This window comes from Colwellia sp. Bg11-28 (assembly GCF_002836245.1).
GTDB lineage: Bacteria > Pseudomonadota > Gammaproteobacteria > Enterobacterales > Alteromonadaceae > Colwellia > Colwellia psychrerythraea_A.
Window position 1 is genome coordinate 1,886,435 of record NZ_PJBA01000006.1, and the last position, 17,915, is coordinate 1,904,349.

The following is a 17,915-nucleotide window of genomic DNA, read 5'->3' on the forward strand; positions in this document are numbered from 1 at the left end:
TGCCATAGCTCCCTGTATAAGCAAGTATTTATAGCCCATACCATTCAAAGGCTAAATTACCAATATTATGCAGCCACACAGTTTTATATCTAATTTAAATTCAAGATAGCACCAAAAATTAACCACACAGTATTCCCGACAACAGGTTAATTTCTTTTACAATTTCATTCTGATGGTTACCAACGAACAAACCGTTCTCATCCAAGTATTCCGCTGCTTCTAAGCTACCTGATACTTCATAATCAAAATATTCCAGTACTTCTACGTTTTTTAAGAAGTTACCAGTAACAATAGGACGACACTCGATTCCATTATCAGATAATAGCTTAACAAGTTCAGCTCTAGTATATGGTGCATTTTTTTTGATAATCAAAGAAAAACCAAACCAGCTACTATTACCTGTCTCTTGCTGAATACTTAAGTAAGGGTGATTTGAAAATAGGCTTTGAAATAATTTTGCATTCTTACGGCGTGTTTCAATAAAGTCAGGCAATTTTTTAAGCTGCTCAATGCCTAACGCACCACTCATTTCTAATGGTCGGGCATTATACCCCGGTAACATGAACTTAAATGATTCTTCAAATGGGTCATCACTTTTCTCACCGCTCACTTTATTAAACTTTGGTAAATTTCGTGTCCAACCATGTGCTCGGATGCAAAGTAAAATGTGATAAAGCTCTTCATCATCTGTTACAACACAGCCACCTTCCATCGTCGCCATATGATGAGAAAAGAACGTACTGTAAGTACCCATCTCACCAAATGTGCCTGCTTGTTTACCATCAATAGTTGCGCCCATTGATTCACAGTTATCTTCCAAGATAAAGATATCTCGCCCTGCAATAATTTCATTCATTCTAGTGAAGTCATTTGGGTTGCCCAATAAATTAACAGACAGAATTGCGCGAGTTTCTCCTGTTATAGCAGTTTCTAGCTTATCTAAATCCATATTTAGCGTATCAAGATCGATATCAACAAACTTAACCTTTAACCCATACTGCTGAAGTGGAAAGTAAGTTGTAGACCAAGAAACTGCAGGCACAATAATTTCATCACCACGCTTAAGCTTTAATGACTCATTTTTAGTAAAGAACAATGCAGCAATCATCAATAAGTTCGCTGTTGAGCCAGAGCTTACCATTAGAGCATATTTTGAACCGAAAAATGTCGCAAAATCTTTTTCATACTCAGCAACTTCCTTTCCCATGGTAAACATATCAGATTCAATCACTCGTTGAATCGCAGAATATTCGTTATCATCCCACGTACTACTTGCTAAAGCGTAATTAGTCATTACAATACTCACTTAAATAAAAATCATAGGTCTTTTGAATGCCTGCTTGTAAGCTAGTTTTGTAACCCCAGCCAAACGTTTTTAGCTTTGCATCATCAATTAGTTTTTGTCTCATCCCCACAGGTTTACTTAGGTCATGCTTAAACTCTCCCGTATAACCAACCACATCAGATACTGCTTGATAGTATTCGTTAATGGTATAGTCTGTACCTAAGCCTACATTGAGGTTTTGTGGCATAGCTGCAAAGTTATCTAGTGCATAAAAAATAAACTCGGCTAAATCTTCTGCATACATAAATTCACGACGCGCTTGACCATCACCCCATATATCAATTTCTGCTATATTATTCCTCTTAGCTTCATCAATTTTACGAATAACAGCAGGAATCATATGAGAGTGATTAGGGTCAAATTTATCAAAACGGCCATATAAGTTACATGGAATAATCGTTTTATATAAACGGATCGAGTTTTCCTGACAGATGTATTCACATAGACGTGTACTTGTCACCTTAGCGAGAGCATAACCTTCATTAGTTGGCTCAAGTTCACCTTTAAGAATTAAATCTTCAGACAAAGGGTTAACCGCATCTCGAGGGTACATACACGAACTACTTAGATTTAAAAATCGTGTAACTCCCGCGTCATTTGCAGCAGTAAGGATATTTAGCCCCATCAGCATATTATCTACTAAAAACTTAACAGGTTTCGCCATATTGGCTTGGATTCCTCCAACAATACCAGCGGCATGGACCACCATGTCTGGTTGGTGCTTGTCAATATACTTATGCACTGAGGGAGCGTCTAACAAATTCAGTTCAGAACTACTTGGAGACAAAAAGTCATGCTGATAATCAGATGCAATGGCAAGTACATTTTGGCCAACCATTCCGTTAGCACCAGTTAATAAAATTTTCATTCTTAACTACTCAACCGCAACTGATTTGTTATAGCCATGATTTTTTAAAATTGCATGTTGCTTCGCTTTATTTAAATCATTATCTACCATTTCTGCACACATTTCTTCAACAGTAATCTGCGGAACCCAACCAAGTTTTTCTTTTGCTTTAGTCGGATCACCTAATAACGTTTCCACTTCAGCAGGACGGAAGTAACGTGTATCGACTTTAACGATCACATCACCTACTGATACACCTTTGGCATTATTGCCGGTAATTGCTATCACTTTTGCGATTTCATTTACACCTTCGCCAGTAAACTCTAGTTCAATACCCACATTCTGCGCTGACATACGTACAAATTCACGAACTGATATTTGCTTACCTGTAGCGATGACGAAGTCATCTGCTACATCTTGTTGCAACATCATCCACTGCATACGTACATAATCTTTAGCGTGACCCCAATCCCGTAATGCATCCATATTACCTAAATATAAGCAAGGCTCTAAACCTTGTGAGATATTAGCTATTGCACGGGTAATTTTTCGTGTTACAAATGTCTCACCTCGACGTGGTGATTCATGGTTAAATAAAATACCATTACATGCATACATTCCATAAGATTCACGATAGTTTACTACAATCCAGTAAGCATACATTTTAGCAACCGCGTATGGTGAACGTGGATGGAATGGTGTTGTCTCTTTTTGCGGAATCTCTTGTACTTCACCATACAATTCAGATGTTGAAGCCTGATAAAATTTTGTTTTCTTTTCTAAACCTAAAAAACGAATAGCCTCAAGTAACCGTAATGTACCCATTGCATCTACATCGGCTGTATACTCTGGACACTCAAAAGAAACAGCAACGTGAGACTGAGCGCCCAAGTTATATACTTCATCTGGCTGCACATCGTTAATTATACGCGTCAGATTCGATGAATCCGTTAAATCACCATAATGTAAAAAGAAGCTTTGATTATTTTCATGATTATCTTGATAAATATGGTCTACACGCTCAGTATTTAGCGAAGATGCTCTACGTTTAATACCGTGTACTTCATATCCCTTTTCTAACAATAATTCGGCTAAATATGAGCCATCTTGACCTGTAACACCGGTAATTAATGCAACTTTTTTTTTTGACATTTTTTAATTCCTTTACTCAATTTTAAAATATTGCCGCTTAGCGGAAAATAAAAATTAATTGTTTAATGTTTAATGTTTAATTGTAGCCATTTATGTTACAAACTTTGAATATTATTCAGACTGGTTTTAACACACATTGGCCTTTAAATAATTTCAAGCCTCTACGTGGTAGCGTAGCCAAGACGCATTAACAGATGGGCGTCAGTGAATAATTCGTCCATCTGTTAATGTGATTCTTAAACCATCCGTTTCATCAACGCTTTTAAAACCTAATTGTGCTAATAAGTTTGCAGGTTCTTGTATGCCCTGCACTTGAATGTTTATTAATACCAATGCGTTTACCTGTTAAAAAAGGCGTCGTAAATAAAGAGGTATAACGGGTGATGTATTCTTCCGCTGCGAGGTAATCCACTGTTAGTTCAACTGATTCGGCAAGTGATGTACATTCAATCTGCTCAATGGTAATCACTTGCTCATCGGCTTTACTGATTTCACCATCAGGACGGTAAAACTTAAGACCGTTACGATCAAAAGGTATATAGCTACCCGTAACCATAATGGCTGGTATTTTATCTTCCTGAGCAACGAAAGCTAATGCCGGTGTTGGTAATACACCGTAATAGATAACGTTACGGTTTAGTTGTTTTAGCGAACTGGCACATGATTGTGCCATCGCATTGCTGCTTGGGCGATTGTCTATGGCAATAGCAACCGTTTTAAAGTTGAAATTGCGTTTCATACCCGCGATGAATGCAACAGCAAAAGCTGCATATACATCAGAGGTAAATTGGGTTACTAAATCGCGGGCACCACTGGTGTCTAATGCAACGCCGCTTTCTGAGATAACTGTAGCGCTCACTAAATTTAACTTGCTTGTCATAATCAATGTTTATACTCGCCCGTAACGATCTTCAAAACGGACAATATCATCTTCACCTAAATATGAGCCTGACTGTACTTCTATCATTTCCAGTGGTAATTTACCTGGGTTTTCTAACGAGTGAACAATGCCTATTGGAATATAGGTTGATTCGTTTTCTGTGACTAGAAATGTTTTTTCTCCATTGGTAACACTTGCCGTGCCTGATACAACAATCCAGTGCTCTGCTCTATGATGATGCATCTGGCTGGATAATTTTTCACCTGGGTTAACAGTTATACGTTTTACTTGGTAGCGTTCTCCATTATCTATAGCGTCGTATTTACCCCATGGACGGTACACTTCTCGGTGAATTTTGAATTCACTGCGCTTTTCAGCTTTTAGTTTTTCAACGATTTTCTTAACGTCTTGCACTTTATCTTTACATGCCACCAATAAAGCATCTTTGGTATCAACGATAACCACATTGTCTAATCCTACAGTGGCTATAAGTCGCTCCCCACCATGAATTAAACTGTTGCTTGTATCTTGTAAAATAGTATCACCAAAGGTTGTATTACCTTCTTCGTCTTTATCATTGACTTCCCATAAAGCAGACCAAGCGCCAATATCGTTCCAGCCGGCATCTAATGGCACTACAACTGCATCGGTTGTATTTTCCATTACCGCATAATCTACTGACTCATCAGGACACAGTGCAAACGTTTCGGCGTCTAATCGAACAAAATCTTTATCGTGTGTGGTATGATCTAATGCTTTTTTACATGCCATAAATATTTCAGGGCGATATTTTTGTAGCTCTTGCAAGTAACGGCTTGCTTTGATTAAAAACATGCCGCTATTCCAGTAATATTCACCACTTTCTAAATAGTTCGCTGCGGTATTTGCGTCTGGCTTCTCTACAAAGGCGTTTACGTCATAACCACTTGAACCTAATACTGGATTGCCACGTTTAATATAGCCGTAACCTGTATGGGCTTGTGTCGGGACAATACCGAAAGTAACAAGCTTGCCTACTTCTGCAAGTGGGATCGCATTTTTAACAGCATCAGTAAAGGCGTCGGTATTTTGAATAACGTGATCTGCGGCTAATACCAGTAATAACGGGTCATTGTCATTTACTGTCACTTCAGCTGCCAATGCGATTGCAGGGGCAGTATTGCGACCAACGGGCTCTAGAATTATTGAGCCCGTTATATCTAACGCTCGTAACTGCTCCGCAACAATAAAACGATGTTCTTCGTTACAAATAACCAAAGGTGAATTCACTTCAAGGTTAGACAAACGTTGTACCGTTGTCTGAAGCATGGTTAGCTCACCGCTTAAGGCAAGAAACTGTTTGGGATATAACGAGCGACTAAGCGGCCACAAGCGAGAGCCTGAGCCACCAGCCATAATAACGGGAGTGATCATCTATATTCCTAACTTTAATGTTGTAATCAAGTTATCAGCTTGTTTATCTTTTTGAAAATACCACTTGGTATGAATATGGACGTCGTCATGATTTAACAACGCCATTTCTGAAAACCAGCGATAATCGTTATGTTGAGCAACAGGTAATGAAGATATGTCACCATTAAAGATAACTTCATAGGCTAACACAACGTAATGAGTTGTGAAGGGGTCGTCAGAAAAATTATCATCATAAAAATGCTGATAGACTCCCTTAAAACAACTTGGCGATTTATCCATTCCTAACTCTATTTGTAGTAAACGCGTGTATGCTTGTTCAATGGGTTCATCTTTTAAGACTCTGCCACCAGGCACAAACCATGCACGTTGTGCAGGTCGATTAACGCGTTTTCCTAATAAAATATTACCTTGGCTATCTCGTACCAGTAAATCGATCGAGACTAATGGAGTTGAGGCAACAACCGTCTTAAATGTATCTTCGGCTAACATCCGTATTATTTCTTTCCCATACATCAATGAAATGTTGAATTTTTTCAACATCAATACTCAGATCATTTTATCATTTTAGACAAATTATGTCGTGATTGAGACACATTTTTGACCTTTCAAAAACAGCTCTTTCCCCTATAAAAAATGCATCACCGGTCTTCCCGCCATACTATTTCTATTTTAGTCAATAGGTCGACTTATTTAAATAATTAATATTTAAATAAGCTTCCGCCCTTTGGTTTAGCTCCAATAAGCAAGATTTAGCATTTTTTGTATAATTCTAATTAATTAAAAATTTGTTAACTAACTTTGTCAAACTGATCGTTTTCAATGATTACTGTATTTTCTTTACCCAGCATATTTAAAAGTAAAATAGACCGTTCTAAACCATCTTTACATTGGTATATACCTTTTAGGCCAGTTAGGGGACCTTTTAAGATAACTAACTCATCACCTATACTTAGATTGATTAAGGTTTCTAAGTTAGTTAGCTCAGATTTATTATTTAAATCACTTGATAACTGGCTAATAAATTTAGTGGACACTTTGCCGTAATTTAAGCCAAAACGTACGAAATTACCCACACCTCTGGTGGAGCGAATAGCATTAAAATTATCTTTTTCAGTATCTAGCTTAACAAATATATAATTAGGAAATAGAGCTTCTTCTAGGATGACTTTATGTCCTTGTCTTTTTTTTAGCTTCTTGACTTTAGGAAAGTAAACTTCAATGTTTTGTGAAATTAAGTTTTCAACAGCCCTTCGTTCACTTTTAGGTTTTGTTGTTAATAAAAACCAGCTTTCGTTCATTTTATTTCCCATAAACTAAATACTATTAAGCATTTCTTTCTTTTCTCATCACTTTATTGACACAAAGAATTATACATAGATCTGATTGATTTATCAGTAATAAATAATAACCAAGTACTGTTGTTTATTATTTATTACTTATTCAAAAAATTGGGAGTAATAGATATATAAGTCTAGGATTATTCTTGCTTAATCAGTGGCTTGCTGATAAATCAATATATTATACTTCTGCTATATTGTGTCATGCACTTCATTTAACCGTAGCTTTTGGATTAGTAAAGTATCTCACTAAAACAATAAGTACAGATAACATGCCACCAAGAATAGTACCTAACACAACAATTAATGCGCGTTTGGGTTTATCTTTGGTATCAGGCACTTGAGCGGGGTCTATGGTTTTAAGTACATATTCTTTTTTCACCATAGTTAACATCATATTTTTAGTCTGTTCTTCAATCAACTGATAAAATACAGTTTCCATAGTAGCCACTTTAATATTAACTAATTGATTAGTTAAAAAATCTATTGATGCTTTCGCCTCAATTTGGTCTTGAGCACGCATAAATTCGTTAATATCTTGAATTAACCACGTTAACCATTGTTTAGCTAATGCTGGAGAGAAAAATTCAATGTCTATGTTAACCATAGATGAATCTTTGTCTTGAGAAATAGTTATCAACTCAGAAAACTCCTTATAAGCCTCCCACGAAGATGGTTCTGGTTTTTTCGGTGCTTTTACTTTTCTAATCCATTTATTGCTAACCTTATCATATAATTCTTCATCTATAATTAAAGTATCACTTGCTCTATCCCATTTTTTAGATGCCATCAAAGGTACTAATAAATCATGCTTGGTAATGAAATTTTCGATAAAAGAGCGAGAGTTGATAATTTCTAATGCAAGTCCCGTTTTACCACCACCGCCAAGGTTAATACCAGCCATACTGGCTAAACCACCAAATTGTCCTGCAAGGGCTCCTAGACCACTTGCTCCCCCCTCACTTGATGATGGGGCTAACATTACTGAGGCTTTATATATATCGGGTCTTGACAGTGAAAAAAACACCGAGGCTACCGCAAATACCATGCTTATAATGATAATAGTAAATTTACCTGCCCAAATTGCGCGCCAAAGTTCGGCTAAGTCAATTTCATCGTCTTGGTTTTGAGTGTTTTGTAGAAGTAATTGCTGTTGTAACAATTGTGTATTCACATCATTTGGCATTGCTTGGGTATTTTCTACTGACTTTGACACTTTTCACCATATCCAATTGGCATATGTTGAACGTATAGATTTAACGAACAACAATAAAATTTTCCGCATTATACGAAGAATTCGAACAAAATTAAAGGGGGAAGTAGTTCTCTTGCTTTTTATTTTGGGTTATTTGGTTGATGTAAAGCCTTAGTAAATTTACACCGTAAAAAAAAGCCTAAAATAATTAAAAAATTAAGGTAATAAAACTACCAACGATAATACCCTTGCTTGGCTATACTGAGAAAGTAAAAGTATTTAAATGATGTGAATAAATAATGGATTTCCGATCAAAAAAATCGGTAATGACGATTGTTTGATTTATTCACCATTGAGAGTAAAAAGAAAACAATCAAACATAAAAAACTCAGTGTAGCGTGAAACGCTTTTGTACTCTTTATAATGTAATTTCAACTCAAGCGACTACGGTATTTAAGAGGTTACAGGCTCTGACTAAAGTGACGTTCGGAATAACAACGTTATTGGGTTCATCAAAAAACTAAGTAAAAGCATCTTATTCCCTTTGCCAGTCAAGATTCTTTTCGCTGGCAAAGGGTAGTGAATATAATACAAAGCATAAATTCTAATTAATGTACTAACGAATAATCTGTGTTAAGACACTATTCATTAAGATCATATAGGTTTTATTTAAACTAATTATTTACTCGAATCCGATCCTCAACTTGACTAGTTCACTCAACAAATCTGCCAAACGTTCAATTTTTATATTACTCAGCTGACGATAATCAAAATATGGGCAAACGATAAGTTTATTATCTCTATCAATAGCAAATTCATCATCTAGCCAACTTAAATTAGCAACGAGTTTACCGCTATCGATTAACGCTTTAGCGTGACCTTTACCACAAATAATGTGCACTCTCTCTACACTTGGTACTAATTGTGGCGGTGAAAATAGTAAGGCTGTTTTACTCTGTGTTTGTAATAAATATTTATCTCGATAACCTTGCCAAGTAGGTGTTATATCTGAATAGTCGAAATGTTTTTTATCTAAAGCATAAAGTAACTTAGCATATACATTGAAGACTTTTCGCCAACCATTACCACACGCCTGGTTAATCACATTAATCTCACCTTTAACAAGTGAGGTAACTTCAAACAAACTTTGATATTCAAGCATGTTAGGTTTATTTGCAATATAGACAGCAAAACTAAAATCGTTGTCACCAAAACCTATATTCATCTTTATCATCCTATTTATTATCAATATTGGTTAAGTTCTATTAACTGTTCTGTTTTGACTTATGTTCTCGTCTTTTTATTTAAAAGTCTCTAAGGAAACTAAGTTTTGCGAGATTAAAGTAGTATTCATTTATCAACTTAATCAACTTCTAACAGTTGACCAATACATGTACTTATTTCACAGAACAATATACGCTATAATTATCCAATAAAAAGTTAGACTAATCATACAAATATATAAGTAATCTGAACATTATGGACATAAATACACAACCCACGATTCTTTGGCACGATTATGAGACTTGGGGGATCAACCCAAAGTTCGACAAACCGTCTCAATTTGCCGGCATTCGTACCGATCTCGATTTAAATATCATTGGCGAGCCAGAAATGTTTTATTGCACGCCGCCCGTTGATTACTTACCACATCCTGAAGCCTGCTTAGTTACAGGTATCACGCCACAAAAAGCGCAACGTGAAGGTTTGTCTGAGGCAGAATTTGCTGCACGTATTCATACTTTATTTACCCAGCCAAATACTTGTGTTGCTGGCTATAACAGTATTCGCTTTGATGATGAAGTGACTCGTTATTTACTTTATCGTAACTTTTACGACCCTTATGCACGTGAATGGCAAAATGGAAATAGTCGCTGGGATATAATAGATATGGTTCGCGCTTGTTATGCACTTCGTCCTGAAGGCATTAATTGGCCAACCGTTGAGCGCGATGGTGAAGAAGTTGTCAGTTTTCGTTTAGAGCTATTAACGGCTGCAAATGGCATTAGTCATGAAGCGGCTCATGATGCAATGAGTGATGTTTACGCCACCATAGCAATGGCTAAATTGATCAAAGAAAAACAGCCTAAACTTTATGATTTTATCTTTAACTTGAAGAATAAAAATCAAGTGAAGGATTTGATCAATACCGCAGATATGACGCCTATTGTGCACACTTCGAGCAAGGTGTCATCAATTCATGGCTGTACAAGTTGGTTTGCTCCAATAAATTATCACCCTGTAAACAAAAATGCGGTGATCTGTGTCGATTTAGCACGAGATATCTCACCATTATTAACCCTAAGTGCTGAAGAGATCAAAGCGCGTTTGTATACTCGTTATGATGATTTAGCGCCAGATGAACTACCAATTCCAGTAAAACTTATTCATGTCAATAAATGCCCTGTTATAGCGCCAGCTAAAACGTTACTACCAGAAAACGCAGAGCGCTTAGCAATACCGCGCGATGTTTGCTTAGATAATTTAGCTCTATTGAAAAAGCATGCTGAGTTAAGAGATAAATTAAGCGATGTTTTTGCCACCTCAGACTTTGATAATGATGACGTAGATGCAGAGCAAGCGTTATATGGTGGCAGTTTCTTTAGTCATAGTGATAAAGCGCAAATGGATATTTTACGTGGTCTATCACCTGAGCAACTCGCTAATCATCCATTTCAATTTCAAGATGAGCGTTTAAGTGTATTACTGTTTCGCTATCGAGCAAGAAACTACCCGTACACGCTATCTACAGAAGAACAACAGAAATGGCAGCAGTATTGTCAGAACAAACTGCAATATGGCGGGAAAGGTATTTTATCACTTGATGAGTTCATGATGAAGATTGAAAATCTAGCCCATGAGCATGAAACTGATAAAGCAAAAATGTCGGTATTAAAAGCCTTGTATGAATTCTTGCAAGGGTAACTCACTCTCAAAATAACTATTACTATTGATTATTCTGCTATGACTCGAGCAGAATAATCAAAAACTAATCTTAACTCTTAACCTTAGTTATCAACTAAGCTATTTACTAAAATGATTAACTGAATTATTAACTGAATTATTAACCCAGTTTATTGGTAAGTTGTTCGCTCTAATTCATATTTTTTCATTTTATCGTAGAGTGTTTTTCTGGCTAAATTGAGCTCTTCCATGGTGTCTTTAATACAGCCTTCATTACTTGCCAACGCTTCCTCGATAAGAAACTTCTCAAAAAATTCAACCCGTTGAGTCAAGCCCATACTGCTGTTCATTGAATTAGCGTTGGTATTCTTTTTAAGATTAAACGCTGCCGCCTCACCCAATAAAATGTAACGTTCAGCCAAGTTACGTAATTCTCTTACATTGCCAGGCCAGCCATAACTTAACAGTTGTGCTTTATGCTCTTGTGATAATGGAATTAATTCTTTTTTATAACGCGCTGAGGCTATTCTAGCAAAGTGTAAAAAAAGCAAAGGCACATCTTCAATACGTTCTCTCAAGGGAGGAATATCTACTTTTACTAAATTCAAACGGTAATATAGATCTTCACGAAACAAACCTTTCTCGCATAACTCTAATAAATCTACCTTGGTCGCAGCAATCACTCTGACATCAAGCTCAACACCCTCGTTAGCACCTAAGCGAACCACTTTTCTTTCTTCTAATACTCTTAAGAGTTTGACTTGTAAGGCCATTGGAGTACTTTCTATTTCATCAAGAAACAAGGTACCACCGTTAGCGTATTCAAACTTACCAATGCGTTTTTTATCAGCGCCCGTATAAGCGCCCTTCTCCGCACCAAATAGCTCACTTTCAATAATATTTTCTGGGATTGCACCACAGTTAAGTGCAACAAAATTACTATCTCTTCGAATACTATGGTCGTGTAAATAACGAGCGACTAACTCTTTTCCGGTACCAGTTTCACCATCGATCATTATATCTGCAGGTGCATCCATCACTTGATTTAGTATATTTCGCATTTGCACAATGTTAGGCGAATTTCCTAATATTCTGGGGCCTGGTAAACAATGTGTTTCTATTTCTTTTTTGAGTTGTCTATTTTCAAGCACTAAAGAGCGCTTATCTAGCGCTCTTTTTACCGTATCAACTAGGTCATCATTATTAAATGGCTTTTCAATAAAGTCGTAGGCACCATTGCGCATCGCTTTCACTGCCATTGAAATGTCACCAAAACCGGTGAGTAAAATAGTGGATAACTCTGAGTCAATATTTTTGACCTCAGCCATCAATTGATGTCCATCCATTTTAGGCATATTAATATCACTAATAACCACGCCAGGCCAAGTATCACTTAGCTGATTAAGTAATTGATGCGCTTGTGAAAAGGTTTGCACTTCAAAATTTCTTAATTCGAATGTTTGCTCAATAGCGCTTCGAATATGTTCTTCATCATCAATAACAAAGACGACACCCAATTTTTCGGTTTCCATATTATTTTCCTTACGTTATACAAATCCGCATAACTACCTGATCAATCTTGCTGGTTAAAACTGACGATAACTGCGTTGTTTTCAATCCCAATAGCCAGCTATTGCTCAATCAAACGCCTTGTTCTCACCAATTTTCCCTACGCAATTTTTAATCATTTAATTAAGCGAAATGGTATTACCTGTTTACAGGCAAGCTAATGGTAAAAATAGCGCCGCCATCTGGGTGATTACTTACGTTAAGTTGACCTTGCATTGATTCAATAATTCGGTGCGAGATAGATAAACCTAAACCTAAGCCAAAGTTTTCTTTCGTGGTGAAAAAGGCCTCAAAAACTCTGTCGATATTATCAACTAAAATACCGGGTCCGTTGTCTCGTATTTCAATGATAACGCGTTCTTTAACGTCATACACAGAAATCGATATTTGTTTGTGTTCTTGTTCACTAAGCGCTTGTATGGCATTACTTAATAAATTAACCAGTACTTGTTCAAACCGAATAGCATCGCCATATACATGCACAGCTTTTAAGCAAGGTTTATTAGTAAATTCCACTCTAGCGGCTTTAGCTTGGTGTTTTACAATACTCATCGCTGCCATCAGACTCATTTGAACATCAACAGCAGTCGTAACACCGGTGCTTTTTTTAGAGAAGCTATTAAATTGACTGACAATATCACTGAGTCGATCTACTAAACCAATAATGAGTGACAGGTTATTTTTTACTTTGTCTGTCATACTACGTTCTTGATACGCCAGCGCATTTTCTGAGTAACTACGTAAGGCTGTTAACGGTTGATTGATTTCATGGTTAATACTTGCTGACATACTACCTATGAGCGCCAGTTTTTCTGATTGAATTAGTTCATCCCGCATTTTATTCATTTGAGTTTGTGCTTGTTGACGTTGCGCAATTTCCTCATGTAACTTGACATTACTCGCACTTAAATCAGCCGTACGCTCTTTAACTTTTTTTTCTAATAACTGTTGAGATTGCTTCAGTCTTCGCGCATTTTTAAGTCGTTCATTAGCAAATAACAATAAAAACACCATCAAGAGATAACCACTAGCGCTGAGGATGATTAATAAATTTTGCTGCTTTTTCATTAGAGCTACAGAGCTCCACAAATGAACTTGCCAATTAGCCGTTTTCATCAGTTTATTCAGCGCAAAAACTTCTTCAGACTCTGTATTATTTGAAGTAACTTCTAATAACTCGCTGCCTAGGTCATTTGGAAGGTAGTGATTTGAAATATCTTCCACGTTAAGTGAAGATATCTCTTTATCGGTATAACGTTTTTCTGCAATTAAATTAAGCTGTTTTGCTTTAGATAAGTTACCAATAGTTTTTAACCGCCATTCTGGTCTATCTGAAATGAAGACCACATCATCGGGTGCAACGATTAAGAAGTTAAAGCTGTCATTTAATACCGTTTTTTTATACTGTTCTTCAATATCTGCAATACTTATTTTTAAAGCAATAACACCGGCAATAACACCATCAACTACCACAGGGTAAGCATAATAAAAGCCCCGCTTACCACTACTTAACCCTACAGCATAGTAATGGGAAAGTTTACCTTTTAGCGCATCTTGAAAATATGGTCTAAACATGAAGTTCATACCAACAAATGAATTAGGCAATTGCCAATTGCTGGCCCCAATAGTAATACCATTTTTATCAATAAGGTAAATATCTGACGCCTGAGTCATCGTTCTAATATCTGCTAATAACTGATTGAGTTTGGTTATTCTTGATTGTTCGTTAGGTGAGGTTAAGGCTTGTGACAGCAAGGGGTGTTTTGATAGTACTGTAGGGATCCTGTCAAAGCGACCAAGAATATTGTCTATGTAACCCACTAAGTTAGATAACTGTTGACTCGATTGTTGGTGCATTTGTTGGTATGCATTGCTCATACCTATCATTTGGGTCAGTTCAATAGTCAGGATTAGGCCAATCACTGCAACAGTGGCGACAATATAATTTTTACGCTCTGATTTTCCTTGATAGACCACAATTTTACCTTATGAATAAACTAATAGCAGTTTCATTAATTTTATCAGGTATTAGCTATCAATGAACGCCTTGTCTACTGTTATGCAATCGCTATTTGATATGAAACAACACATCGTTCCATATCAAATATTGCATTTGGTCAGACTAAATTAGTTTATATTGGAATAATTAAAAATCAAATCTCACACCTACTTGTGCTTCAGACATGTCTTCTCCTGTTGAAGGTAAACGTGTTGTATCATTATCTAACTGCTCAAATGATGCCCACATACGAAACTTCTTAGAGAAGTAACGAATATATTCAACTTTAATAGAGCTAACATCGCCTTTTATGTCACAAGAGTTTACCGCATATCTAGCATGGACTTGATTGTTGTCTTGACGCCACTTACCATATAAACCTACGGTTGAACGATCTTCATCAACACATGCGGTTACGCCGCCTACTTTACCAGATTCTTCTGCTGATACTAACCTCACGTTACCAGAAGAGTTACCTTTATAAAGATCAAAATCTTCTTCAGCTAAATGATAAAAGGCTGATACGGTAAACGCTTTTGAAATATCATACCAAGCACGAAAACCATATAAATTACCGGTATTTTCACCTTGCTGGTCTGCTGCTAATGCTGCTTGAAGTTTCAAACTTTGGTTTTTATATTGCGCTGCTACTTGGTATTGATCAATAGAGTCGCCATCTTGTTTCTCTGTTTGAATGGCTGCACCAAACTTCCAATTATTATATGTTTTTTGCCATTGCAGCATATCATCATCACGAATTGCGCCTTGGCGTAATGAGTCTAACCCATCAGAAAAGTAAGCACTGCGCACATACTGATGCCATATAATGGTTTGAGAGCCATAGGTAACAGTACCAAAATTTCCTTTAAGGCCAACATATATCTGTCGCATTCCGGCTTTTTGGTTTTGATTGAAATTAACGCCATCATCCCCGCGTAAACCATACTCAACTTTACCTAAGCCTGTTAAACCGTCAGCCAATTGAACTTCAGCCTTAACACCAATCCGACTCAAAAAATCTCTACCATTTGCAGCATCATCAGAAGTACCACTATCAACATAGTCGGCACCTAAACGGAGCGAGCCATAGAATGAACTCTCAACATCACTTGCATTTGCGCTTGCGCAACTTAATAACAGTACGTTTAAAAAAAATAGTTTGCTTGTTTTATTCACTTGAACACGTTTCATGTATTTCCCCTTTATTTTAAGAAGTTATTATCTTTATAAATCGTCAACGATGATTACGTTAAGGCGACAGTTTGTTATCGCAATGTTCACGCCAATTTATTTGTAAAGCTCCAGATAAAAATAAATAACAAAATAACAATCACTTACATTAAAAATAAAAAATTCGAAGGGGCAATGTTTGGGGGGGATATCACCCCCAAGACTCACAAGCGTATATAGAAATCCCCCCATAATGAAAAACTAAGGTATTTAAAACCAAGAGATAAAGGAGGACGATCAGCCACTACTCCCCAAAATGAACAGGGCCATTAGCAATAAGTCTTTCAAGTTTATTGCGGTATGATAATTGGCGGTTTTCCACACATAGTCATTTTTTTATGGGTGGATATTGATACGTAACATAGGCTAATATAATGAGTTAAAAATATAATTACCTTTATTAACAATAAGATGAAAACATGGCAGTGTCTTTGCAAAACATAAATTAGAACTATTATAAAAAACAACACTGTGAGGAAATTTATGACAGATATTCAAGACAAAGCAACGCCATTGCGTATGCTCGTATTAGGGCCAGCATTAATGCTGTTCACCTTATTAGTTCCTTCTCCCTTTGAAGGTATGTCTTCAGATGCATGGCACACCCTAGGTTTAGCATTGTGGATGGCCACTTGGTGGATATCTGAAGCAACCCCTGTTTCAGTTACCGCTTTTTTACCCTTAATCGTTGCGCCAATTGTTGGCATAGCACCCATTAAGGTAACAACATCGTCTTATGCACACCCTTTAATATTCCTTTTCCTTGGAGGATTTTTTATCTCCATAGCGATGGAACGATGGAACTTACATAAACGAATTGCCTTAAAAGCAATGTCGTTATGTAGCACTAAACCCAGCCACCAAATTGGCGGGTTAATGCTTGTCACTGCTTTCTTATCAATGTGGATGTCTAATACAGCAACCGCAGTCATGATGTTGCCTATCGCCTTATCTATTATCGAGATGGTTAAGCAGAAGCAAAATGGTAGTACCCCTGAAAACTTTTCAAAACCAATGTTATTAGCTATTGCTTTTTCTGCAAGTATTGGTGGCTTAGCGACCTTGATTGGTACTCCTCCTAATGCGCTGATGGCGGCTTATTTAGCTGATAGCTACAACATTGAAATCGGCTTTGCCCAATGGATGATTATCGGCGTACCGTTAAGTGCAGTATTGTTGGTATTGTGTTGGTTTATTCTTACCAAGGTTTGTTACCAAGTTAATGAAGGGGAACGAGTTGATACAAACAGTATGTTCAAAGAGAAACTTCAGGAATTAGGTCAAATGAATAAAGGAGAGAAACTCGTACTGTTTTTCTTTGCTTTTGCAGCCTTCAGTTGGATATTTAGACCGTTAATAGCCAAAATGACTGGACTCGCTATATCGGATACCGGCATCGCTATGTTTGTAGCTTTGTTATTATTTGTTGTACCTGTTGACCGTAAAAAAGATATTCGTATTTTAGCCTGGGAAGATACTAAGAAGTTACCTTGGGGTGTATTGTTGCTTTTCGGTGGTGGATTAGCCTTAGCCAGTTTAATCAAAAAATCAGGACTAGCGGGTTACATAGCCACGCAGCTTGAAGCAACGTCTAACATTCCTGTTATTGCTGCCGTTTTGGTCGTTACTATTACCATCTTATTCTTGACTGAAGTAACAAGTAATACGGCAACGGCTGCTAGTTTCTTACCTTTACTAGGACCAATAGCTGTGACCTTAACTGATGGTCCTTTAATGTTAGTTATCCCTGCCGCATTAGCTGCTAGTTGTGCCTTTATGATGCCAGTGGCAACACCGCCAAATGCTATCGTATTTAGCTCCGGAGAATTACGTATTGCTGACATGGCCAGAGCAGGTTTCTGGCTTAATATCGCAGCTATATTTATGATAGTTTTATTGATGTTAACTACAGTACCTATGGTCTTTAACTTATAAATAAAGTCTTTTAGATTCTCGATTTAAACACCAGACTAATAGTCTGGTGTTTAAATTACGCGCTACTCTATATAAGCAGTCCCTACTAATATCAATCGGACAAGTACGC

General features: G+C 36.9%; 13 protein-coding genes and 1 pseudogene. 2 read left to right on the plus strand and 12 right to left on the minus strand.

What is annotated here, in order from left to right; genetic code table 11:
• Nucleotides 1–118 precede the first annotated feature (118 nt).
• The 9 genes and pseudogenes from CXF79_RS15420 to CXF79_RS15460 all read right to left on the minus strand — a co-directional run bounded on the left by CXF79_RS15420 (nucleotide 119) and on the right by CXF79_RS15460 (nucleotide 9,403).
• A complete protein-coding gene (locus tag CXF79_RS15420) occupies nucleotides 119–1,294 on the minus strand; it encodes a DegT/DnrJ/EryC1/StrS family aminotransferase (RefSeq protein WP_101156003.1) in 1,176 nt (391 codons plus the stop codon).
• Nucleotides 1,287–2,213 (minus strand): GDP-L-fucose synthase family protein, encoded by a 927-nt coding sequence (locus CXF79_RS15425; protein WP_101156005.1) that lies wholly within the window; start codon nucleotides 2,211–2,213, stop codon nucleotides 1,287–1,289. The genes CXF79_RS15420 and CXF79_RS15425 overlap by 8 nt, the downstream gene beginning before the upstream one ends.
• Nucleotides 2,214–2,219: 6 nt before the next feature.
• Nucleotides 2,220–3,344 carry a GDP-mannose 4,6-dehydratase gene (gene gmd, locus CXF79_RS15430; protein ID WP_101156007.1) on the minus strand — a complete coding sequence of 375 codons (1,125 nt, stop codon included), beginning with the start codon at nucleotides 3,342–3,344 and terminating at the stop codon, nucleotides 2,220–2,222.
• Between the two features lie 304 nt (nucleotides 3,345–3,648).
• Nucleotides 3,649–4,224, minus strand: a pseudogene (locus CXF79_RS15435) (phosphomannomutase); the annotation flags it as partial.
• A 9-nt stretch (nucleotides 4,225–4,233) separates the two neighbouring features.
• Nucleotides 4,234–5,637, minus strand: coding sequence for a mannose-1-phosphate guanylyltransferase/mannose-6-phosphate isomerase (locus CXF79_RS15440; protein ID WP_101156011.1), 1,404 nt, complete (start codon nucleotides 5,635–5,637; stop codon nucleotides 4,234–4,236).
• Nucleotides 5,638–6,177, minus strand: coding sequence for a GDP-mannose mannosyl hydrolase (locus tag CXF79_RS15445; protein ID WP_442871896.1), 540 nt, complete (start codon nucleotides 6,175–6,177; stop codon nucleotides 5,638–5,640).
• Between the two features lie 248 nt (nucleotides 6,178–6,425).
• Nucleotides 6,426–6,947, minus strand: coding sequence for a transcription/translation regulatory transformer protein RfaH (gene rfaH, locus CXF79_RS15450; RefSeq protein WP_101156015.1), 522 nt, complete (start codon nucleotides 6,945–6,947; stop codon nucleotides 6,426–6,428).
• Nucleotides 6,948–7,185: 238 nt separating this feature from the next.
• The gene (locus CXF79_RS15455) at nucleotides 7,186–8,190 is read right to left on the minus strand and encodes a Wzz/FepE/Etk N-terminal domain-containing protein (protein ID WP_442871897.1); all 1,005 of its coding nucleotides are present in this window, start codon (nucleotides 8,188–8,190) and stop codon (nucleotides 7,186–7,188) included.
• Nucleotides 8,191–8,851: 661 nt separating this feature from the next.
• Nucleotides 8,852–9,403 (minus strand): DUF6942 family protein, encoded by a 552-nt coding sequence (locus CXF79_RS15460; protein ID WP_198560071.1) that lies wholly within the window; start codon nucleotides 9,401–9,403, stop codon nucleotides 8,852–8,854.
• A gap of 245 nt (nucleotides 9,404–9,648) precedes the next feature.
• On the opposite strand from CXF79_RS15460, the gene sbcB reads away from it, so the two are divergent.
• Entirely contained in the window at nucleotides 9,649–11,094 is a 1,446-nt protein-coding gene (sbcB, locus tag CXF79_RS15465; protein WP_101156019.1) for an exodeoxyribonuclease I, read from the plus strand.
• A gap of 149 nt (nucleotides 11,095–11,243) precedes the next feature.
• Here sbcB and CXF79_RS15470 read toward each other — a convergent pair whose 3' ends face one another.
• The 3 genes from CXF79_RS15470 to CXF79_RS15480 all read right to left on the minus strand — a co-directional run bounded on the left by CXF79_RS15470 (nucleotide 11,244) and on the right by CXF79_RS15480 (nucleotide 15,832).
• Complete coding sequence (locus CXF79_RS15470) at nucleotides 11,244–12,605, minus strand: sigma-54-dependent transcriptional regulator (RefSeq protein ID WP_101156021.1); 1,362 nt, start codon at nucleotides 12,603–12,605, stop codon at nucleotides 11,244–11,246.
• 175 nt (nucleotides 12,606–12,780) lie between these two features.
• Nucleotides 12,781–14,619: an ATP-binding protein gene (locus CXF79_RS15475; RefSeq protein ID WP_101156023.1), complete on the minus strand. Its 1,839-nt coding sequence runs from the start codon at nucleotides 14,617–14,619 to the stop codon at nucleotides 12,781–12,783.
• 169 nt (nucleotides 14,620–14,788) lie between these two features.
• The gene (locus tag CXF79_RS15480; protein WP_101156025.1) at nucleotides 14,789–15,832 is read right to left on the minus strand and encodes a porin; all 1,044 of its coding nucleotides are present in this window, start codon (nucleotides 15,830–15,832) and stop codon (nucleotides 14,789–14,791) included.
• A gap of 522 nt (nucleotides 15,833–16,354) precedes the next feature.
• On the opposite strand from CXF79_RS15480, the gene CXF79_RS15485 reads away from it, so the two are divergent.
• Nucleotides 16,355–17,806 carry an SLC13 family permease gene (locus CXF79_RS15485; protein WP_101156027.1) on the plus strand — a complete coding sequence of 484 codons (1,452 nt, stop codon included), beginning with the start codon at nucleotides 16,355–16,357 and terminating at the stop codon, nucleotides 17,804–17,806.
• The last annotated feature ends 109 nt before the right edge of the window (nucleotides 17,807–17,915 follow it).